This window comes from Ruegeria sp. HKCCD7628, assembly GCF_057221005.1.
On the sequence record NZ_JBWVBA010000006.1, the window covers coordinates 15,838 to 38,314 of the forward strand.

The window sequence follows — 22,477 nt, forward strand, 5'->3', positions numbered from 1 at the left end:
GCTGGTCCGTCACGCGTCAGAAGGCGACGAGCTATCGGTCCTATGGCAAAATAAAAACTCGGCTTCTATCAAATCGAACAAGGCATCCCGATCGGGAAGTCCCAATGAAACTGCGTATGAGTCAAAATCATCCGGTATGTCCCGGTCAAGTATTGTTTCAAAATACCACAACACCATCGACAACCTTTCGGCGTTCGCCATTTGGCTGGTCGAGAGGGATAAGGCTGCCTTTTCTTTTGCCCGGTCGCGAAACTCGGCATAACGGCCGGCACGGCATAGTTCAGAAATGAGCTGAACCTCAATCCGGTTTTTTCTATCGGCAATCGCCCCTTCAATTCGAGTATTATCGATCAGCATGGCCTCGTAACTATCAAGACTTAGATCGTTGTCATCGAGCCACCGCATTAAATCGGAATGACGTGGCAGACCCACGCTGGCCCGGTGGAGCGACATTTGGTGCATGACCGCGTCTCGGTCTAGCGAGTTTCCAGTACGCACATCCGCTTCCTGCGCCAATAGGCTTAGCGCGGCGCGTTCGCGCAATCTGGAAAAAAGCTGAGGGTTCAGACGCAATTCATCCAACACCGCGTGACCGTTGGTTGTTTCTCCATCAACCCGGGCGCGCAACCCCTTCCAAACCAGCGTCCTTTCCATTCGAATTGGGTTTTCTAATGATGGGGTAGATCTGGCCAAGTGTTCGGCCATCTTTCGAAGCATTGCAAAAGCGTCCTGAGCCTTCGCATCGACCTGCCCGGTTTGCACCCAAGCTTGGAAGTCAGCGATACCCTTAAGATGACTGAGGGCCTGGCAGATACTTTCCCAGCTTCTTTGCTGGTAATGAATGCTTTTTGCCACGCCTAGCATTTCATCAGCATTCGCCAAAGACACCAGCCCGTCGGCCACCGCCTTTGCCACCGTCGCACGCACCGACACCATCGGGACACTAAGCGCAGGATATCCAAGCTCTGCTGGTCCATGCAGGACGGCAACTTCATCATCGTCCTGCAAAACATCCGCGCGGTAGTCTTCGAAAATCTGCCCGACACCGATCATTCCCATGTCCGACAGCTCTGCAGCCCTGAGCGCACCCATACTGGCGCTTCCGAAGACTGGTATACCCTGCTCCATAGCCCAAAGAATTTCCTTGTGCCAAACCGACGGCACCCCTTCGAAATATCCGTCGATAATCCCGATAGCATTTGGTCGGTCGCGCGCGGCCCGATAAACATCCCCCTGCCGAACCGGAGGGAGTATCGTGGCCTCCAAATACTCTGCTATCCTTTCATGGGGCAGAGTGGGGCCGACAAATACAACGACACTCATGCCTGGGCACCGCCAACAGCGTTCGCACGGCGCCCCGGAACATAATCGGGGTCATCATGCGGGGCCTCAAGACCGGGAATAATCGCCCTGACAACCGAAATATCCAATTCTGAGCGAGACAGATTGACGACTACTGTTTGAGCAAGTCCAACCTCGCGCAAACGGTTCAGTAACAACTCTATATCTTCGTCAAATGAATCGGTTGAGTAGGTGGCGCACTCTGAAAAATCCTGCAGCGGAGAGGTTTCTTTGATCAGGTTCTGTACAAAAGCGCTCCGATCAATTTTTGCCTGATCAGTAAACTCTGACGGATCCAAATCATCCCGTGCCCCAGAGATATAGGTCAGACGTGTCTGCGCAGCTTCGGTCACCGCGCGCAAAAGTGCAATCGCACGATCCGGGTGACACCCATCTCCGATGCCAATATGGCCGGTCTTACCTTCTGGTTCGCAGATCACACAGCGAAAACAAGCGATGCCAACATCAGACGTCGTGTCCCAAAGACCAATCTCCAACCCCGCATGTGAGATCATGTTCAGAGCCTGTTGGCATCGGTCGTCTTCAATTGTCCTGACATCTATCCGATGTGGATTTACCATATGATGCCAGAGGGTTGTCGCGTCTCTCTCAATCACTTCACAGATTGCATGGCAACTTGCTTCGGTCACCGTATTTCCAGACGCCAGCCCATTGGTGGTTCTTGGAAAAGCGCAATGCCCTCCAACTGGGGCACTGGTGTAATCCGTGTCTACCATCTCTAAAGGAACCCAACAGTCTAACTGTGTATTCAGTTCATGGCCCTGAACCCACATAATAGCTTGATCTGGATCGAAACGCCCTCCGGCCACACGGGGCAGGGCGTCAATGTCAATAATAAAGGCCCGCCGGATCAGATCATTGTAACGGGCCAACTGTTGCGGAAGTTGAATCTGTTCTGCATGCCAGGACTCGATCGCCTCCATGACGCCTGAAGCCCGGGCCGCGCTAAGCGACAAGCCTTTTCCTAAAGACACTGCAACCGACCGAGAGTTTGGTCGCGTCACCATAACCGTCGGCAAGCCTATTCGATCCAGACCTGTCAGGTTGGCCACTCGCGTAATACCCATCGCCTTCAGGTGTGGCTTGACCAAGCTGAGCGTTTGTTCAGGGTCACGCGCCCGATGCGTGTCCAAAATGTATTTTTTCTGTGAGTTTAAGGACATGAGACGAACCCAGAACAAACCAATCAGGTGTTTAACATGATGTTGAAATCAATATGAAACACGATGGTTGATCAAAGATCAGCGGTCAACAGTAACACGTAGAGCCAAGCAGAGTTGTCACGATTTTTAACATAACTATCATTAAGCCTATCTGGCGAGAGGAAGCGAACACGTCCTAAACTAGGGTCGCCACAAATACCCTACCTTGCTCAAAGCAACTGAAACGAGGATGGGCCCAAACAGAGCTCAGTCTATGTGAGTGTCTGTCTGATGTCAGCGCCAATGGGACAGTTCGGGTCGATTTGATATGAGCGAGTTTCTGGCTCATCGTACGGCCCCAATGGCGGGCCACTTTTTCCAGGTCAAGGTCATCGGAATCGGTAACCGCTTGTCCCGCCCGACAAAGTCGCAGGAGTAGTTGATATCGGCCCTGCCGTGGAATTGCTGCCTGTCCGCAACAGGTAAAACCCGTCTCAAACCGACGAGCATTTTCTTTACCAAAGCTCGCTCGACACCCTGAGCATTGGTTGTTGCCAACCTTTCGGCCATGTTCAAAATCTGGTGCTTTGCGTTCATAGCAGCCCCTTCTTTCTAAGCCAGCCCACAAAGCCGCCACGAGATATTGGAGCCATTTTTTACAGCAACCATTGCTGCGGCCTTTAGCTCTGTATCAGAGGCACCAGCTGCCCATAGAAGCGTGATACTCAGCGCTTCTGACGCACCTTGAGGTCCAATGGCGGAACCAGTCGCTGTGGTGTCCGTTGGCTCTCTCTGCTACGTTATACGCGGTCTCAGTGGGTAACGATCTGAGGCAAATGTAAGCCAATCCTGCCAAATCTTCTTCGGACAACAGGCGCGCAAGGACGTTCTGAGACCTTAGCCAATTTTCGGTATCACCAAGCACAAAACAGGCCCTTGTAGTCATCATGGCGCGATCCCTGCGGTCCAGTTTTGCCAGCTCTGTGGGCCAGGAGGCAACAACTTCGGCAAAGTCCTTCATTCGCCCTGCCCCTCCACCATTTGAGCCGCTAAGGCGATGGATGCCGCCCTAGTCAACACAGGAGGGGAAGGATGACGATTCAGACACCGATAATCACAGACGAAGCTAAGTTCGTGACAGGCATTCAAGCCATTAGGTCAACCCGCTGGCCATTCGGCAGACGCAAATTCCATGAGATGGTTAAAGCGAATCTCGTAAAGGCGCATTTCGCGCATGCCGGCGCCCGGCCGCTCTATTACGTGGAAGAAATCGACGCCGTTTTTCAGCCCCTAGCGTGTGAAAAGGCGGGGCCACAGCGGGGGCCAAAACTATAAAAACACTAATTTAATTAATGATTACAATGAATACTTGGTGCGGGTGGAGGGACTTGAACCCCCACGCCTTGCGGCGCCAGAACCTAAATCTGGTGCGTCTACCAATTTCGCCACACCCGCATCCTAGACAGAACCTGTCAGAGTGATCGGGTGAATAGCAAAGCTTGAAAGCAAGTGCGAGAGGGAATTTCATCCAGAGCAAAGGTTTATTCCACGATTTTCAAAGAATCCTACGCACGAAATTCACGCACCACATTTGCGCCACAATTCAAACGCCAAAAAATCTTATTCGCGTCAAAATAACACCGCCTTGCCAGTAGTTGATGGGGGCTGAGGACTGACCGAGTCTTTTTGCCTCTGGGCCACATACGAGTTTCCAGCTCAACTTCAACAAAAGGGTCGTAACTGTGACCAACATGATGAACTCTGCTGCTACCGAGCAAGACGCCGTTGGTCTTGCACGCGAAAGTTTTCTTGGTGAACTCAAAACCCTGACCAAAGATCATCCCGACACAGGGTTTGGTATCTCATTGCGGACCCATTCGGGTGGCCACTACCTGTTAGCCAATTCCCGGATGCCTCTGCCCAAGACCAAATCCGCAGGTTTCCCGACCGGCCGTCGTCTTGCCTGCCTGGAAAACAGTGAGTGTTTCAGCTCGATCGAAGTGCTTGCCGATTCCGGAGCCTATGAAACAATCACCCCTGTCGACGAAGCGGCGATACTGGGGAATGCTTTGAACCTGATCGCACGCATCGATACGCTGACCAGCACCCAGCCCGATCAGGTCCCACACCATATCGCCGCGACCGGAACCGGAGGCTGAACTATGGCGCGCAATGACCATCTTTTGTCCGTTGGCAACGAAGCTCTGACGCCTATGACGTCGGCCATGTCCGCGCTGACGACGCAGATCGACCAGCTGACTGAGGTGGCAGACGCGCGCTCGACCGCCCGGCTTGCCACGCTGAAAACTAAGATCGAAAATTTCACTGCCAGCGTTACGTTGGTTGGTCAGGTTAAGGCGGGCAAGTCTTCGATTGTGAACATTTTGGCCGGGCGCCCTGCCCTGTTGCCCTCTGATGTAAACCCGTGGACCTCGGTGGTCACGACGTTGAACATCAACACCCGGACCGAAGGCGATACACGGTCCAAGTTCACGTTCTTCGAGCAGGAAGAATGGGACAACCTGATGATCGGTGGTGGTCGTTTGGGCGAACTGGCAAATCGTGCTGGGGCAGACGACGAAATGGACGATATCCGCCGTCAAATCGGCGAGATGAAGGATAAGTCAGAAGAACGCTTGGGCAAGCATTTCGACCTGATCCTGGGGCAAAGCCACCAATACGACTACTTCGACGAAGAGCTTATCCAGCGCTATGTCTGTCTGGGTGATGAGGATGATCCGGACATCAATCCGAAAACCGGACGATTTGCCGACGTCACCAAGTCCGCTGACCTATTCATGGACATTCCGCAGTACCCCATTTCGTTGAAGCTCTGCGACACACCCGGCGTGAACGATACCTTCATGGTGCGCGAGCAGATCACTCTGCGCAGCCTGCGGGGGTCCGAAGTCTGCGTTGTCGTTCTGGCTGCAAGCCAGGCGTTGACAACTATGGATATGGCGCTGATGCGCATTATCGCACAGTTTGAAAACCGCCAGATTATCCTTTTCGTCAACCGAATTGACGAACTGGCGGACCCTGTAAATCAGGTTCCGGAAATCCGAGATCGCATCCAAGACACGCTCAAGCAAAACAACATCGACGCCAACACCAGCGTCGTTTTTGGCAGCGCGCTCTGGGCCGAGGCAGCGATCACCGGGAATCCCGATATCCTGACCGAGGAATCGCGCGAGGCTTTGAACACTTTCTATCTGGCCGCCGGGTTTGGCGATCAGGCACCCTCACTCGACAAAATCTGGGCGCTTTCGGGCTTGCCAGACCTTTTGCTGGCCATGAATGAACGGATCGCAGAGGGGGCAGGCAACCGCCTTCTCGAGCGCGTCCGCCACAGGGCGCGCAATATTGCAAGCCAAATCCGCGCCACTGCAGTCGCCAAGAGCCTGTCTAATAGCGACGGCATTGTCCGAGACCTGGATGGTGTGTCGACCGAAGAGGCAATCGCAAAGATCACCGAACAATACGAAAAGAAAGTGGCGGAACTGACCACGTCACTACGTGACAAAGTGATCGAACGTCTGAAGTCGGCGGAATCCAATTTTGTCAAACGTGCAACGGACTCTTTGATCTCTCATCTCGAGCAGAATGGAGAAGAAGGCACGTGGCAATATGATCCGGCAGGATTACGCACCTTGCAAAAAGCAGCCTATTTCAGCTTTGCACGCTCGATGCGCAAGGAAGCCGGTTCGCTGTACTCAACCGCGGCCTCGGATGTCGAAGCCCTGTATCAGAAGCTCTTGGGCAATCATCTAGGCGAGTTTGCCATCGAAGCCCCCATCGTGCCACGGGTCCCGCCCCCATTGGGAATTGGCCGGACCATCGCACTGGATTTGCAAAGCACATGGTGGCGTCGTTGGTGGCAGCGTCGTAAAGGGTTCGAAGCCTATGCTGCGGACTATACGCGGTTGATAGCTTCCGAGGCGAATTCGATCACCAAAGACATCGAAGAAAACCAGGTTGCTGCAGTGTTGGAAAATGTCCGTGCTGTTCTGTCAGACTTCTTGCGTGAGCAGAAAGAGACATTGCTGAGCATTTCGGCCTCGGCCGAAGCCGTTCCAAATCCAAACGCAGCACTGTTGGCGGGTGGGGCGCCCCAGAAATCGCGGGACGATATCCTGGGCGATATCCTGAAAGATCTTAGCAACGAGGCAGCATAAGTAGCGACATGGCAAAAGATTCACAAACCCGCTTCGTTTCATCCAAGGCATGGGAACGCGTCGAGCAATGGTCCCGCCGCAAACCTATCTTCGCTCTTATGGGCGAATTCAGCGCCGGCAAATCCACCTTGATGAACTTTCTACTGCGGTCGCACACGCTGCCAACGCAGGTGACGGCAACTCAACTGCCGCCGGTTTGGTTCAGCTGGGGCGATCAATCTGCTTACGTTCAGCGCGACGATGGCTCGCGCGATGATATCACGTTGGATCAACTGGAAACCGTCGGAGTGAACGATGCTCAGTTCATTCGGATTTTCCTTGAAGCTGACATTCTGGAGGCCGTTGATCTAATTGACACGCCCGGTATCTCGGACCCCAAAATCTCGGACGATGTCTGGCGGCGCGCCGTTGGTCAGGCCAATGGTGTGTTGTGGTGTACCCACGCGACCCAGGCCTGGCGCGAGACCGAACGCGCAACATGGGTGGCGTTGCCAGAACGGCTTCAGAATAACTCGTTACTGTTGGTGGCGCGTGCCGACGTGTTGGGCCCCAAGGATCGGCAAAAAGTCCTGCGCCGCGTCAATCGCGAGGCCGGGCATCTGTTCAATCGTTCGATCTTGTTCTCGGCTCGTGATGCAATTACCGCACGCGACAAAAGCGGCGATGCCGAGCTTTGGGCACGCAGCGGCGGCGGGAAGATGGTCGACAGCTTCCTTGAGATTACGGAACAGATCATGGACCATCGCGCCGATCTTCTGGCGCGGTACCAGATCGACGACAGCCTATCTCCCATGGCGTTGCATGATCGTGTTGACGAGATTCAGCAGGATCAGTCTTCTCCATTGCAGTTGGTGAACCCGGAAGTCGATCCATTCGAACTGGATCGCGACGAAGTTGTCACCAGTTTCCCCGTGCGCCCTGCCCGCGTGGAATTGCGCGCTGACGACAGTGAACGCGCTCCTCGTATCGAGCCCGATGAGGCAGATCGTCTGAGGGCCGAGATGACCACCAGTACAGTTGACGCAGCACCGATTGCGGACACGCAGGAAGAAGAGGACGATCTGCGCGCTTTCTTCCGCGAGTCGCCGAGCCCTACGTTGAATCTGACCGATGCACCGCTGAACACGTCCGACGAAGATGAGTATGACCTGTTGGACGAAGAGGACTTAGAAGACGAAGACTTAGTCGCAGAGGTCGCGGCTGAGGACGCTGAACAGGATGAAGACGTTTCCGACACCTTTATGGTTTCGCTTGAAGATAAGCTGTCGGTAACACCTGAACAGACGGAAGACACCCGGGAAGTTGCAGAAGGAACACCCGCTGAAACATCGGTTTCTTCTATCACGGCGCTCATGGCCGAGCAGGCGAAACATAGCGAAGAGTTCGAGCCAGAACCCGAGACCTCGGGGTTGATCGATATGCAGGTCGTTTCGCTGCCGAACGGGTCGGAACCACCGGTCCACAAGGAGCGACTGGAGGATGTACTGAACGCTCCTGCGGGCTCTCCTCTCAGCGCCGCCGCCATGTGGCGCGAGATCTCTGAAGATGAGGAGCTGCCGCAGGACGCCGAAGGTTTGAAAAAAAAGTTCATGTCTTTCCTGGACGAATACGATCAGATCGCGGCGGAACACTTTGCGCGCGGCACCAAATCCACGGTGACACCATTGCCTGAGGCAAACAAAAACGGCGGGGCCGAGTGGCATGTATTGTAACAGGTTTCTGAAATAGAAAAGCAGTACGTAAGATGAAAATCGAAGCCGCTTTGATCACAGCCACCGAGACCATACCCGACTGCATCGCAGCCGGGTATGTCGATATGGAAACGGGCATGTTGCTGGGTGCTCATGCGCCCGACCCGCAAGACCAGAGTGTTCTGGACACTCTGGCAATTGCTGTTGCCAACCTGTTTCAGGGGCGCGGTGTCCGTGGGTTTGAGGCGCTTTTGCGCAGTATTGGAACGAAAGACACACAGGAAGAGGGCTTTGGCGAAATCGCGGTATTGGCTGGCGACCGGATCAATATCTTCCTGCGCACTCCTGCGTACCCGGGTCACGTTGTCTGCTACATCTGCCGCAGCAGCGCCAATATCGGTTTGGCCCTTACAAAATCACATCTAAGCCTCGCGCCGGTTACGGCGGCGGTTTGAGCGAGACCAGAGGAGGTCACAGTATGATGGATGCGGAAATACTCGACCTGCTCGAGGATATTGGACGTTCGTCCGTGGCACGCCAGAACCCCGCCGTTACGTTGACAGGTGATTCAGCGCAGACCCGGCGCGATCAGGTCCTGCGCACCATTCGGGGAACGATACTACCGCGCCGTCTGGAGTTTACAGCGGCAAATGGCGATTGCCTGGCTATCGAAGTGAACAGCTCTAGGGTGACGGATGTATTTCGCGTTCGAACCGGGATCGCCCCTGACTTCGAAACCCAACCGCGTGATACACTGGCTAAGAAACTGGCCGAAATCGTTACGGATATCGCGTCAGCTCCTGGACCGCTGAGTTTGATATCGTTGCAACCAGACGCCGTGCTAGAAGCCGACGACGTCGGCATCACTTTCAGCGAGATATCGAAAGCCTGTTTTCAGGTCGAACTGCCATCTGAACCGATCGTTTCAATCGTGCCAGAGCCCGCTACAGACGACGCGCCAGCCGACGAACAGTCTGTACTTACGAGCGGGTTCTTTGACGGCGCGGCATCTTTCGCGCTTGGCCGTATCCATATCGGGGATAAGTTCGACGTCCACACCGACGGCGTTTGTGCATCAGGGCAGCCAGTCTACGCCGACCAAACCGTTTTGGAACAATTCGTCAAAGACCTAGTCGGTTGGAGCGAGGATTCTACAAATGACGATCGCGGTCCTCAGTTGATCGTAATGCGACCAGCCGGCGGCAGGGGAACTGCGCTGGCCGCGCTCAAAGATGGTCAACAGACCGCTATTGTGATCCATGAAAGCCGCAAACTGGGTGCCGCGGTAAACTTGTGGAAGTCTCTAACAGGCTCAGGCAGATGACCGGGCCTGAAGCGTTCAAATTTTCGGCGAATTCAATCTGTGAGTTCGAGTAACCAGGGTAAATGTTATGAGTGAAAATCAACGTCGCGAATTAATAAGGGTTGCCGAAGATCTGAAAGGTCTAAGCAACGAAGAAACACGTCAGTTTATTTCCCGTATTGTCGCTGATCTTACGGATCTCAAGCCCTCTATTGCCTTTGTCGGGCAGATCAAAGCGGGCAAATCGCGGCTGATTAACGGGTTCACCGGTCAGGCAGAGTTTCTGCCTTCGGATGTGAATCCTTGGACGACGGTCATTACCGACATGCATTTCGGGCATCCTTCGGGCCGCACCAGAGGGGCCGAGTTTCATTTCTTTGACAACCGGCAGTGGCAATCTCTGATCGCCGAAGGTGAAGAGCTGCGCAATATGTTCCCCGATGACGAGGACAGTTATAAGCGCGAGATTATCGAAGAGCAGGTTGATGCGATGAAAGCGCGCGCCAAACTGCGTCTGGGTATGAGTTACAAGGACCTGTTGGGTCAGCACCACGACCTCGATAATCTGACGACCGACGATTTGGCGCGGTACGTTTGTGCAGGCGACGACCCGACTGACGACGGGAACCATGACCCCGGCTCGGACCGCGGTCTATACAGCGACATTACCCGAAAGGCTGAGGTCTATTTTGACATCGGCCATTTTCCTTTTCCGCTGACAGTCACGGACACGCCCGGAGTAAACGACCCGCTTTTGATCCGCGAAGAAATCTCGCGCCAGTACCTTAAAGAATCAGACTTTTTCGTTGTCGTATTGTCGGCGCACCAAGCCTTGTCACGGGCGGACCTGAAATTGTTCCGCTTGATGCAGGCGCTCGAACTGGGTCAAATCGTAGTGTTTATCAACCGCGTGGACGAGTTGGGCGGTGGTGCAGAGGATGCCGTCAAGGTGCGCGCCGACGTAATAGATGGGCTGGACAAGGCGCTTGGCAATTCGGACATCGATGTGCTGATGGGCAGTGCGCAGTGGGCCCACTACGCGCTTACGGGCGACGATACTGGCGTCAACCATGACCACGTCCTTGCATGGCTTCGCGCCCATCCCGAACAGATGAAGCAATATCTGGACGGTGTTGAAGAAATCAAACAAGGGCCCGGTCCGATCAGCCGCGAAGGCGTCCTTAGGTTTGCTGCGATGATCGCATCTGGGCTTCCCGATCTGCGTCGCCACGTTACCAGCGCTTTGACCCACGGCCCGCGCGATGAACAGCTTCGTATGGCATGGCAACACTTGGACAGTTTCGCCAAGGGAGAGTTGGAACGGTCTCGTGCGCATCTGCGGGCCATCGAGGAAGAAATTTCTGGCAAACCGGAAAGCGAAGATGACAACGACAAAACTCTGGCCGGGTTGCGCGCGAAAGTGGCTGACAAGACGTCTGAGATCATCGACGGAATGGATGAAGTTCTAGCCAATCTGCGCGGTGTCATGGACGATACAGTGGCCGAAGCGGTATCGGACGTGGTGCGTGGACCCAATGGGGATTCACCCTTGCTGGCAAAGGGCGGCGAGACGGAACTGAATTTCGGCCCGCTGCGCGATCGTATGCGCGAACTAGTCCAAGGCGCCACTCAGGTTATTCGCCAGCGAATGCTCAGTGAATTATACGCGATCGACATGCAAAGCAACGCCGCCTTGCGCGCCCTGCCCGGCTGGCAGGATCAGACCGACAACCGAATGAACACAAGCGCTGTACGGTGGTTCCGGCCTGACACAACGGCGCTGACACGCGGAATTACGGTTGAGCTGCGCGTGACATGGCTGTCGCGCCTGATTTCGCGTAAAAGCGTTGTTACCCGCGCTGAGAACATGATCGTTCAGGAATTTGAAATGATCGGGGATGATCTGGTCGACACTGCTCGCAGTGACTTGCTTGAGCGGTTGAACACAGTTCTGGATCATTACATGGCACTTTTGGCAGGGCACCTTGAAAGTCGCTCTGGTTCAAGCGAAACAAATGCCAAGGCCGAAGCGCAAGAGGCGTATAACAATGCCCGGCGTGTTGCAGACGAACTGGACACCGTTTTCGGAGCTGACGCCGCGAACGAGACTTTACCTGAGGCAGCTGAATGATCGAATTTCCGGGAACCGAGAAGGAAGTGCGTAAGCTTGAGCACTTTCTGACCGCGACTGAAGACCTTCCCACTGACGCCAAGCTGGACGAAATGCGCAATCGCGCATTGGCCCATGCCGAGCGCCTTTCGAACGCGGTCAATATCGGCTTCGCCGGAGAATTTGGTGCCGGGAAATCCAGCCTTGCCAATATGCTGGCGGGTGCCGACATTCTACCGACCGGCCCGCAGCATCTGAAACTGCCGCTGGTGATCGTTGCCTATTCCGAAACTCCTGAAACGACAGTGGGGTGGTGGGGCAAAGAACCCAAAGTGTATTCCGGTATTGCGCTGGAAAAGGCGGCTCAGGAAAATCCAGATTTTATCTCTGTGGGGATTAACACCCCTGCCCTGCAGGAGATTTCGTTGTTTGATTTGCCTGGAACCGGCGCATTGGACGACAGTTACAAGCCAACACTGGATTTGTTGAAATTCGTCGATTGCGCGATCTGGTGTACCAATGGGACCCACGCCTGGCGTGAGACCGAGCGCCATCTGTGGTCCCAGGTTCCGCAGGAACTGCGTGCTAATAGTTTGCTGGCCGTAACGCATGCCGATTTGCCGCCTGTCCGTGATGCACTGGACCGGGTCCTTGCGCGATTGAACAAGGAAAACGGCGAAATGTTCCGCTCGGTGTTGCCAATTGGCACGCCGGTGGCAGTACGGGCCATGGCGCAGGAACCCGAACCAGACTTCGCCCTTTGGGAAACTTGCGGCGGGCAGAACTTGGCCGAACAGGTATTGGAAATCGCATCAAACCGCCGCCAGCATGACATCTCCGCTGCGCAAAGAGATCTCGAGAAAGACTTTTTACCCTTTCTGCAAACGCTGGATATTGACGAACCCGAACCAGCGCAGCCTGACACAGCCAAGATGCAGGCGGTCCTGGAATCCGCGCTGCCACCGCTGGAAAATCCGATCCTTGAAGACTGGCTTGCCGCGATCGCCAGTATCTATGAGGACTTGCGAGAATCCTCCGAAATTGAACCCACGGCCTTTTTGACCAGTTGCCAAGAAATCGTCGAGGATTTCGCCGAACGTTTGGAACAGGGCGGAGAAATAGATCCGCAGGCCGATTGGATTCCAGCTGAATTCGAAAAAGCCACGGATTTGCTGTTGCTGCTGCAATTTGAAAGCGGCGATGCGCCTTTGAAGGATGCGGTCAGCATTCTGGCCCAGCTCAGCGACAACCTCGCTTGGGCAGGCAGCCGGGTTGAGTCATCACAACCGCGTACCGGCACTTAACGCAATCACGTTAGGATTGTGCCTTTAAGCTGCGATTCGTCGTGTCAAGAATCATGCGTTCATTGTTTCGGAATCAGTGAACAATCATTCCAAAACCGGCCTTCAGTCCGCATTCTTTTGCACCAACACATCAACATTTAGCTTTCTGCCTTAGCGCACCACCAGATGTTGATTATTGCGCCTTCCCGTTCTCAGTGAAGCCATGAGGCGGCCCCAATAAAGTCAAATTTGAATCGTCTAACATTCTTAGTTGTCCTGCGGTTGTGTTTGTTTGTGAGTTGACGCGCTGTTTCAGCAAAAATGCGGCCGCAAAATGATTAGAATGGGCGGGAAGAAATGAGCCATAATCAGGCTGTCGATGCGACGCACGACGAACCTAAAATTGAAGGTCTGCAACCGGGCGCAAAGCTATTGCGCGGCCAGTACGAGATCCTGCGGTTTCTCAGCAATGGCGGTTTTGGGATCACATATTTGGCGCGTAACAGCCTGGACCGTGAGGTCGTGATCAAGGAATGCTATCCGGGCGCTCTGTGCCAGCGTAACGGTGATGCGGTCGAACCCATCGACCCCCGGCAAAAAGAAGACTTGCGCGCAATCATTGATCTGTTCATTCAGGAAGCCCGCAATCACGCACGGCTGGTCCATCCCAATATTGTCGACGTGCATCAGGTGTTCGAAGACAACGACACCGCCTACATTGCAATGGACTTCATCCAGGGTTGCGATCTTCTGGACTACGTCGAGAACCCCGACAACAACGCCGGACCTGACTTTATTGTTCAGGTAACCGAGAAAATGTTGTCGGCGGTGTCATTCATCCACCAAAGCGGAATGTTGCATCGCGACATCTCGCCCGACAACATCCTGATTGACAGCAACGGTGAACCCGAACTGATCGATTTTGGCGCCGCGCGCGAGCAGGCCGCGAACCAATCTGCTGCACTTTTGACACTGCGGGTGATCAAAGACGGCTACTCTCCGCATGAGTTTTACGTACGCGGAGCAGAACAAGGCCCCAGCAGCGATCTCTATGTACTGGCCGCGACTTTGTATCACGCGATCAGTGGCGAGCGTCCGGTCGATGGGCAATCCCGGTTGAACGCCTTCAACAATGGCACCAAAGATCCGTACCTTCCTCTGGCTGGACGGTACAAGGGATATCCCGACGGCTTCTTGGAAGCGATCGACAAAGCGATGGAGGTTCACGCTACAGACCGTCTGCAAACGGCATTGGACTGGTTGCGTATGTTCCGCGGCCCCGGCGTGATGTTCGATACGTTTGAATATCGCCCTGTTTCCGTCATCGTCGCGATGGATCGTTTGGACGAAGAGGCAGAAAAAGCTCGGGTCAAAGCAGAAAGCGAAAACGCCGAGGCTGTCGTGACAGCCTTGCTTGCGGGTAATCCTGACATCGCCCTGGGTCATGAAGACAAGAAAGAGGACGAACTGGCGACTTTTCAAGCACCCGAGGAGCCTCCGGTCGCAGTTGACACGATCGTAAAGAACGGCTCAGGCGGCGGGGCTAAAATGATGGCCGGTGTTGCGGTTGTTGCTATTGCCCTAGCCGCGGGCGGCATTTTCGCAATGTCGGGCAAAGACGAGCCTGCAATACAGCCAACCGACCCCGAGGTCGCCCTCGCGCAGATTGAGGCGGCCGCCGAGATCCCGGAACCCGCCGCTATAGATGAAGCCGAAGTTGCAGAACCAGCCACAACAGACGACGCAGTCAACGTCGCGATCGAAGAGACACCCAAGCAGGTGGAGTCAGAGCCGGAACCTGTCGAGCAGACCCTGGCTGAACCGGCTGTCACACAAGAGGCAGAAGCCCAGACAGCCGAACTCCCTGCCCCTGCGGATGACACCCAAATTACCCTTGCCGAGGTTCAATTCGCCTTTTCGCATTGGGACGTGGAAATCCCATTTCAGATTTCCAAACGGCGTGTCTCGACTGGCAATGTAATCGCCGTCACTGGAATCGACCCGACTCAAGATATGTCGGTGATCGGCGAATGGGTCGAACGTGGCGCCGCAATCTATACCCTCAACGGAGAGCCAGTACAGTCCGACGCAAGTTTTGCAGCACAGGTGTTGAACGACCTGAACGTCGACCCCGATGGCTATATCCGCGTCACAGCTCGGTATCGTCCGCTGGGTGAAAAAAGAGCGATGAACGGCCTTCTGGCATTCCCGGCGATGCGCATGGTCGGCCTGGAAAACGGCTATGGCCTGACAATCCGAAATTCAGACGGCCAGGGGTGGTCAACGATAGTCAAGACAGTACCGACTGACACTGCAGGCGGACTGCGCGAAGGCGATGTTTTGGTATCGGAAGCGCAGACGGGAAATGTGTTGGATGGCCCTGAAAGCCTGGATGCAATGCTGACGGCTCTGGTCGCCGAGAACCAACCACAAGCCCGCCTGACCGTTTTGCGCAACGGAGCCCAAACCGATGCCGTCATGCAACTAGCGCAGGAGTAATTCACCCGGTTCGTTTTGTATCCGCCAGTGTGTGTTTGCTGAGGATCGTGCGCAAGTTCGTACATCTCTGTCGGGGCCCGGCCCGTCGCGGAAAGTAACAGTGACTACGGTTTCCAATCATCAGTGCCATTGCGCAGACCTGCGCGAAGGTGAGTAGCAGCCCCATGGGACTGAAGTCCCGTGCACAGAAGCAAAGGTGTCGCCACCATGTTCAAATACAAAAGCCCTCTGAGCCGGCTTCTAGAAGGTGCCGGCAAGCCGAAAGAACCCGAAACCGAAGAGGTTACCGAGGTCAGCGCTGACAAACCCGAACCGATTGCGGATTTCAATGCGCTGCGAGTCGCTCTGGCGGGTAACAACATGCCGTCATCGGGTAGCTACGAAGACACAGAAGATCTGCTTCCCGAAGAGGACATGCCAGAGTTCGCAGAGAATGAACCCGTGGCCGACGCCTCGGATGACAAAATCCTGTCTGAAGTTGTTGCCGAAGCGCACGAGCCTGCAGACGAGATTGAGCCAGAACAGGTCGAAGAAGACCCAATTGTAACGCTCCACGTCGCCACCGAGGAAACCATTGCCGAAACCGAGGTCGTTCTGGTCGACGCCACCACTTCGGAACCCGTGATCGAAGTCGTTGCCGAGGAACCCTCAGCCCAGATCGAAGAAGTTACCGCGGAAGTGGTCGATGGACCTCTGGTGCCTCAGTCAGAAGAAACCACAGCCGAGGTGGTTGAGACACCTCCCGCCCCGCAAGCGGTACAATCGGATCGTCGTGGACGGGTCAAAACCACCTTCTTGGGCTTTGAGCGTGCCGACACGCATGTGCAGGATCTGATGGAAACATCCGAACCAGTGGCCAAGACGGAAAGCGCGCAGCAAACATTCCCGGTTGGTTGGTTGGTTGTGACGGCCGGCCCAGGACGCGGAGCCTGCATAACGCTGACAGAGGGCCTGATGCAAATCGGGCGCAACGACGATCAGGCCATTCAGCTGGACTTTGGCGACACCGGCATTTCCCGCAGCAACCACGCTGTCATCGCCTATGACCCCGAAGATCGCAAATGCTATCTGGGTCATGGCGGCAAGGCCAATCTGGTGCGCCTGAACGGCAAGCCCGTCCTTAGCACCGTAGCGCTGAACAGCGGCGACTTGATCCGCATCAGCGAAACCTCAGTTCGGTTTGCGGCCTTCTGCGATGATGGCTTTGACTGGCGGGACGCCTGATAGATGCTGGCAACCCCGGCATATGACATTGCGCTGATCCTAGATCAGGGTCGGCGTGAATCGCAGGAAGACGCGGTCGCTGCGCGCATGTTCGATGCAGCGGGAGCCGGGTATATCGTGGTCGCCGATGGCATGGGAGGGCACGCGGCGGGCGATGTAGCATCAGAACTTGTCATAACCGCATGGCGCGAGGCGCTGGACGCTGAACTGGAAGAAACCGTACCAACCGAGAGTGCGCTGATCGACGCGTTGCCATTGGCCGCCATGCAGGCCAATGCCGCCGTGGCACAGCATTCCGAAGAACAGGGTGAGGGGTTCAACATGGGTTCAACCATGCTGGGCATCCTGCTTTTGGAACAGCGGGTTTTTTGGATCTCGATTGGCGACAGCCCCTTGTACTTGTTTCGGGACGGAATGTTGCGGCAAGTCAACGAAGATCACTCGATGGCGCCGATCATCGACGCGCAACAGGCCGAGGGCAAGTTGACCCGAGAAGAGGCGCTGTCGCACCCGGATCGGAACCAATTGACCTCAGTCATCATGGGTGCCGCTATCCCGAAAGTGGATTGCCCTGAACTCCCGCTGGAACTGACCACATCGGACGTACTGATCGCTGGCAGCGATGGGCTTCAATATCTTAGCAACCCCGAGATTGAGCACATCCTGCAGACGCAGTCGAAGGCTTTGGCACAAGATATCGCAGACGCGCTGTGGCGCGCCTTGCGCGACAAAAACGACCCCGATCAGGACAATGCGTCCATCGCAGTTCTGAAACTGACAAGAAACGATTAAAGGCAAAGCGACAGGACACATGAGACCTCATCTGATCATCTCCAGCCTGGCTCTTGCGGCTGCGACCGGCACCGTCTCGGCGCAAGAGGCGTGCTCGACTTACGAAATTCAGCGCGGCGACAGTCTGCGCGAGCTGGCTATTCAAGTTTATTCGACCGAAGATTTTGGCATCATCTTTGACGCCAACCGCGATGTAATCGGGAACAATCCGAACATAATTCGTGTGGGTGACGTACTAACCCTGCCTTGTCTTGAAGATGTAGGCCGAGCCCCCACACCCCCTGCAACCGAGGCTGAGGCAATGGCCGCCGAGATGGCGTCCGAACTGGTCAAGGCCGCAGAGGAGCGTGCTGCAAAGGCCATTACCGAAGCTGAAGCGCGCGTCGCGGCAGCCGAGGCAGAAGCCGAGCAAACCAGCCAGGAAGCAGTTTTGGAAGCCAAAGCTGCAGCCCGGCAGGAAATTGAAGCTGCTCGCGCCGAAGCGGCCGCGCTGATCCGGGATGCGGATGAAAGCGAGCGGCCTGAAATTCGCGACCGTCAGCTGTTGCTGATTACCGGCGGCAACTATGCACCTTTCACAGACGAAGCTCTGCCGCATCGGGGGCTATACACAAACCTTGTGGAAACCGCGATGCTACGTGCAGCGCCGGAACAGGGATACAAGATCCAGTTCGTCAACGACTGGTCCTCGCATCTGGACCTTCTGATGCCGACACTGGCCTTTGACGCAACCTTCCCTTGGTCGCGACCGGATTGCGACGAACCCGCGGCCTTGTCGGAGAAAGACCGCAACCGTTGCGAAACCTACGACTTCTCGAACCCATTCTATGAAGTGGTCGACACCTATTTCGCACGCGAAGGTTCTGGCTATGAGCAGACCCTGACCTATGCTGATTTCGCCGGCACCACGATCTGCCGACCCGAAGGTTGGACGTTGTCCCATATGGACGCAGTTGGCCTTTACGAACCCGCAATCTCACTTTTTCGCCCAGTGTCCCCTGACGACTGTTTCCATGCAGTCATGGAAGGCCGCGCAGATATCGTCGCAATCGAAGCCCACCTGGCTGTCGAGGCGATATCGCGCCTGGGATACGAACACCGCATCATCGAAAACCCCAACCTTGCGGCGATCAAGTCGCTTAACGTCATGACCCACAAAGATAATCCGGATGGGGAAGCGATCCTTGAGACGCTCAACCAGGGTCTGGCAATCATGCAGCAATCCGGAGAGTGGCGCGACATCGTGTCAAACGCTCTGCGGTATCAAATGGAAAATGGCTAAGGCCCCAATTGGCCTAACAACAATAATGTCTGGAGGATGAGGACATGTTTAATATTGATCTGAAGAAAGTTGCGCTGTCGGCCACCGCCGTCACTGCCCTGAGCGCCGGAGCCGCCGCGGCACAGGAAGCCTGCACAAACTACACCGTTTCCGATGGCGACACGATGGCGACCATTGCAATCGCAGCCTATGGCACATCGAACTACCAGCCGATCTTCAACGCGAACCGCAACATCATCACCAACCCGAACGCTCTGGAACCCGGCCTTGTTCTGGCTCTGCCCTGTGAAGATGGCAGCCTTCCCAACGGTCAGTCCGCGCAAGAGATCATTGCAGCCGAAGAACAACGCGCGGCAAGCGTCAAACGTTCGAACGTATATGCGCCGCCCATCAAAATGGTTGCGGGCAACGGCTGGGAGCCCTTCACCACTGAAGGCCTGAGCGGCGGCGGCATTATGACCCGTCTGGCGACAACCAGCCTACAGCGTGCGGGCAACCAGCGTGACTATTCTGTCAGCTTTGTCGATGACTGGTCTTCGCACCTGGAAACTCTGCTGCCGCTCGGCGCGTTTGACATTTCGATCGCCTGGACTGTGCCGGATTGCACGAACCGCACCTATGAATGGTCCCCCGAAACCGAAGCACGTTGTACGCAATTCGTGGCCTCGGTGCCGGTTTATGATGTGGTTGGCGGCTTCTATACCCTGCCCGAAAGTGACTACACAAACGCCACCACTTTCAAAGATTTCGAAGGTGCAACTGTCTGCCGTATGCAGGGTTGGAGCATGGTCGTTCTTGAAGAAGTTGGCCTGAACTACGACAACACAACTGTGGTTCAACCAAACTCGGCACGCGAATGCCTGGATGCGGTTTTGACCGGTACTGCAGATGTCGCCGCATTCGAAGTGGAACTGTTCGCTGCGACCATGAAAGACATGGGCCTGACCTCGAGCGACATCGTAGAAAACCCCTATGTCTCAACACTGTCGTCGATGAGCTTCCTGGCGCACCGCACCAACCCGTTCGCTCGTGAATACATCGCGATGATGAACAAGGGTCTTAATGAGATGCGTGAATCCGGCGAATGGTATGCGATCATCTCGGATACGTTGCGCGAGCAGAACGAAAAGCTCAACGCAGCGTCCAACTAAGGCTAAACAAGAAAGGGCCGGTTGAAAAACCAGCCCTTTCTTAGACTACCCAGCCCCTAAGGGAATCCCCCAATTACCAGACTTTTCTGGAAGTATAGGATGCAGCTAACACACCAGGTGAGGTTTCGAACTCTCCACTCACTCTAAAAGGGGCCGACTTTGGGGGTCGGCCCCTTTTACTTTTCTAGTTTCTTTGCGCCTCACGCCATAACGCGGGCCAACCGATGTTAATCGATCAAACCGTTCAAAGTTGCACTCGGGCGCATAACCTTTGCGGTCTTAGCCGGATCGGTGAGATAGTAACCACCCAGATCAGCAGCGCTGCCTTGCGCGGATGCCAGTTCCGCCAGAATCGTCTCTTCTCCGTCTGCAAGTGCCGTCGCCAATGGTGCAAATTCGGCGGCCAGTTCGGCATCGTCCGATTGCGCGGCCAAAGCCTCGGCCCAGTAACGGGCGAACCAGTAGTGGCTGTCGCGGTTGTCGGGCTGGCCAACTTTGCGGCTGGGCGAGCGATTGTGATCCAGAATACCCTGCGTTGCGGTCTCGGCCGCAGCACCCAGAACGCCTGCCTTGGCGTTGCCTTTGCTGTCGGCCAGGAAGTTCAGCGATTCACCCAGCGCGCAGAATTCACCCATCGAGTCCCAGCGCAGGTGGCTTTCCTCGACCAGCTGCTGCACATGTTTTGGGGCCGAACCGCCCGCACCGGTTTCAAACAGGCCGCCGCCATTCATCAGTTTGACGATGGACAGCATCTTGGCCGAGGTGCCCAGTTCCAGAATGGGGAACAGGTCGGTCAGATAGTCGCGCAGTACATTTCCGGTGATCGCAATCGAGTCGTTGCCTGCGGTGATCGTCTCTAGCGATTGACGGGTCGCTTCACGCGGGGCCAGGATCATGAACTTGTCAGCCACGCCAGCCGCCTCAAGCGCCGGTGTGACGTATTTGATTAGTTCAGCATCATGGGCGCGATTGGCGTCCAGCCAGAAGATCGCTTCGGACCCAGTCAGGCGCTGACGGTCCATGGCCAGCTGGATCCAGTTCTCGATCGGGGCTTTCTTGACGGTGCAGGACCGCCAGATATCGCCCTGCTCGACGTCGTGCGAATGCAGCGTCTCGCCATTGGCCAAAACGATACGGATAGTGCCGTCGGCAGGTGCCTGGAACGTGGTCGGGTGGCTGCCGTATTCCTCAGCCTTCTGCGCCATCAGGCCCACATTGGCGACCGCACCGGCAGTGGCCGGGTTCAGCGCGCCATTGGCTTTGAAAAAGTTGATCGTCTCGTCATAGACGGGTGCATAGCAACGGTCGGGGATCACGCAGTTGGTGTCACCTTTGGCACCGGCCTCATCCCAGCCTTTACCGCCCGCGCGGATCACGGCGGGCATTGAGGCGTCGATGATCACGTCCGACGGTACGTGCAGGTTGGTGATGCCCTTGTCGCTGTCGACCATATACATGGACGGACGGTCGGCCTTAATCGCGTCGATGGCGGCTACAATCTCGGCATTGTCTTTGACCCGCTCCAGCAGATCACCAAGGCCCGAGTTCGGGTTCACACCCAGCGCATCCAGCTCAGCACCAAATTTGTCAAACACCGGAGCCAGCCACGCCTTAACCGCATAGCCGAAGATAATCGGGTCCGAGACCTTCATCATCGTGGCCTTCATATGCAGCGAGAACATGGTGCCGTCTTTTTTCGTGTCCTCAATGGCCTCAGCAAGAAACGCGGACAGAGCTTTGACGGACATGAATGTCGCGTCGGCCACGGTGCCCTCGGCCAGCGGCCAGCCGTCTTTCAGAACGGTGGTGGCGCCGTCTTTGCCCACGAATTCGATCTTGGCATCGCCTGCCTGGGCGGCGGTGATGGTGGCCGATTTCTCGTTTGCGTAGAAATCATTGCCGGACATGGACGACACTTTGGTTTTGCTGTCCGAGACCCATTCACCCATCGAATGCGGGTTCTTTTGGGCGTAGTTTTTCACTGCTTTTGCGGCACGACGGTCGCTGTTGCCTTCGCGCAAAACCGGGTTCACGGCCGAACCCTTGATGGCGTCATAGCGCGCACGAATGGCCTTTTCTTCGTCGGTCGAAGGTTCTTCGGGATAGTTCGGAATGTCGTAACCCTGTGATTGCAGCTCTTCGACGGCGGCCACCAGCTGCGGGACCGAGGCCGAGATGTTGGGCAGCTTGATCACGTTGGCTTCGGGGGTTTTCACCAGCTCACCCAAAGCGGCCAGATCATCGGTGATGCGCTGTGCATCTGTAAGGTTCTCTGGGAAGGTCGCCAAAATGCGCCCGGCCAGAGAAATATCCTTGGTTCCAACGCTCACGCCCGCGGCGGATGCGAATTTGCGAATGATGGGCAGGAACGAGGCGCTGGCCAGTTCGGGCGCTTCGTCTACAATGGTATACAATATGTCGAAGTCTGATTTATCTGCCATATTCTTTTACCTTTTTTAAAGC

The 22,477-nt window shown here is 55.5% G+C and carries 16 protein-coding genes and 1 tRNA gene; 13 read left to right on the forward strand and 4 right to left on the reverse strand.

Annotation, left to right across the window (positions count from 1 at the left end; translation table 11 throughout):
• Nucleotides 1–9: 9 nt before the first annotated feature.
• Both AC2TAD_RS13615 and AC2TAD_RS13620 read right to left on the reverse strand, forming a co-directional pair.
• Entirely contained in the window at nucleotides 10–1,323 is a 1,314-nt protein-coding gene (locus AC2TAD_RS13615; protein WP_480868288.1) for a TfuA-like protein, read from the reverse strand.
• A complete protein-coding gene (locus AC2TAD_RS13620; protein WP_170754025.1) occupies nucleotides 1,320–2,525 on the reverse strand; it encodes a YcaO-like family protein in 1,206 nt (401 codons plus the stop codon). Before AC2TAD_RS13620 ends, AC2TAD_RS13615 begins: the two co-directional genes overlap by 4 nt.
• A 1,071-nt stretch (nucleotides 2,526–3,596) precedes the next feature.
• Here AC2TAD_RS13620 and AC2TAD_RS13625 point away from each other — a divergent pair.
• The gene (locus AC2TAD_RS13625) at nucleotides 3,597–3,839 is read left to right on the forward strand and encodes a hypothetical protein (RefSeq protein WP_480868290.1); all 243 of its coding nucleotides are present in this window, start codon (nucleotides 3,597–3,599) and stop codon (nucleotides 3,837–3,839) included.
• Between the two features lie 35 nt (nucleotides 3,840–3,874).
• On the opposite strand, the gene AC2TAD_RS13630 is transcribed toward AC2TAD_RS13625, so the two are convergent.
• Nucleotides 3,875–3,959 (reverse strand) — tRNA-Leu (locus tag AC2TAD_RS13630).
• A 296-nt stretch (nucleotides 3,960–4,255) separates the two neighbouring features.
• Between AC2TAD_RS13630 and AC2TAD_RS13635 the strand changes: the two genes are divergently transcribed.
• From AC2TAD_RS13635 to AC2TAD_RS13690, 12 genes are all read left to right on the forward strand, one after another.
• Nucleotides 4,256–4,663: a hypothetical protein gene (locus tag AC2TAD_RS13635; protein WP_174821893.1), complete on the forward strand. Its 408-nt coding sequence runs from the start codon at nucleotides 4,256–4,258 to the stop codon at nucleotides 4,661–4,663.
• A 3-nt stretch (nucleotides 4,664–4,666) separates the two neighbouring features.
• The gene (locus AC2TAD_RS13640) at nucleotides 4,667–6,679 is read left to right on the forward strand and encodes a dynamin family protein (protein ID WP_170754041.1); all 2,013 of its coding nucleotides are present in this window, start codon (nucleotides 4,667–4,669) and stop codon (nucleotides 6,677–6,679) included.
• 8 nt (nucleotides 6,680–6,687) lie between these two features.
• Nucleotides 6,688–8,391: a dynamin family protein gene (locus tag AC2TAD_RS13645; RefSeq protein WP_480868292.1), complete on the forward strand. Its 1,704-nt coding sequence runs from the start codon at nucleotides 6,688–6,690 to the stop codon at nucleotides 8,389–8,391.
• 32 nt (nucleotides 8,392–8,423) lie between these two features.
• On the forward strand, nucleotides 8,424–8,825 hold the full coding sequence (locus tag AC2TAD_RS13650) for a hypothetical protein (protein ID WP_480868294.1): 402 nt from the start codon (nucleotides 8,424–8,426) through the stop codon (nucleotides 8,823–8,825).
• Nucleotides 8,826–8,848: 23 nt separating this feature from the next.
• Entirely contained in the window at nucleotides 8,849–9,694 is an 846-nt protein-coding gene (locus AC2TAD_RS13655) for a hypothetical protein (RefSeq protein WP_480868295.1), read from the forward strand.
• Nucleotides 9,695–9,761: 67 nt separating this feature from the next.
• Nucleotides 9,762–11,804 carry a dynamin family protein gene (locus AC2TAD_RS13660; protein ID WP_480868297.1) on the forward strand — a complete coding sequence of 681 codons (2,043 nt, stop codon included), beginning with the start codon at nucleotides 9,762–9,764 and terminating at the stop codon, nucleotides 11,802–11,804.
• On the forward strand, nucleotides 11,801–13,087 hold the full coding sequence (locus AC2TAD_RS13665; RefSeq protein ID WP_480868298.1) for a dynamin family protein: 1,287 nt from the start codon (nucleotides 11,801–11,803) through the stop codon (nucleotides 13,085–13,087). Before AC2TAD_RS13660 ends, AC2TAD_RS13665 begins: the two co-directional genes overlap by 4 nt.
• Before the next feature lie 336 nt (nucleotides 13,088–13,423).
• The gene (locus tag AC2TAD_RS13670; protein WP_480868300.1) at nucleotides 13,424–15,565 is read left to right on the forward strand and encodes a serine/threonine protein kinase; all 2,142 of its coding nucleotides are present in this window, start codon (nucleotides 13,424–13,426) and stop codon (nucleotides 15,563–15,565) included.
• A 207-nt stretch (nucleotides 15,566–15,772) separates the two neighbouring features.
• Nucleotides 15,773–16,789 carry an FHA domain-containing protein gene (locus AC2TAD_RS13675; protein ID WP_480868302.1) on the forward strand — a complete coding sequence of 339 codons (1,017 nt, stop codon included), beginning with the start codon at nucleotides 15,773–15,775 and terminating at the stop codon, nucleotides 16,787–16,789.
• Nucleotides 16,790–16,792: 3 nt separating this feature from the next.
• A complete protein-coding gene (locus AC2TAD_RS13680; RefSeq protein WP_480868303.1) occupies nucleotides 16,793–17,581 on the forward strand; it encodes a PP2C family protein-serine/threonine phosphatase in 789 nt (262 codons plus the stop codon).
• Between the two features lie 19 nt (nucleotides 17,582–17,600).
• On the forward strand, nucleotides 17,601–18,863 hold the full coding sequence (locus tag AC2TAD_RS13685) for a peptidoglycan-binding protein LysM (protein WP_480868305.1): 1,263 nt from the start codon (nucleotides 17,601–17,603) through the stop codon (nucleotides 18,861–18,863).
• A gap of 44 nt (nucleotides 18,864–18,907) precedes the next feature.
• Nucleotides 18,908–20,014 carry a transporter substrate-binding domain-containing protein gene (locus AC2TAD_RS13690; protein ID WP_170355103.1) on the forward strand — a complete coding sequence of 369 codons (1,107 nt, stop codon included), beginning with the start codon at nucleotides 18,908–18,910 and terminating at the stop codon, nucleotides 20,012–20,014.
• Nucleotides 20,015–20,241: 227 nt separating this feature from the next.
• Here AC2TAD_RS13690 and AC2TAD_RS13695 read toward each other — a convergent pair whose 3' ends face one another.
• Nucleotides 20,242–22,455 carry an NADP-dependent isocitrate dehydrogenase gene (locus tag AC2TAD_RS13695; RefSeq protein WP_480868307.1) on the reverse strand — a complete coding sequence of 738 codons (2,214 nt, stop codon included), beginning with the start codon at nucleotides 22,453–22,455 and terminating at the stop codon, nucleotides 20,242–20,244.
• Between the last annotated feature and the right edge of the window lie 22 nt (nucleotides 22,456–22,477).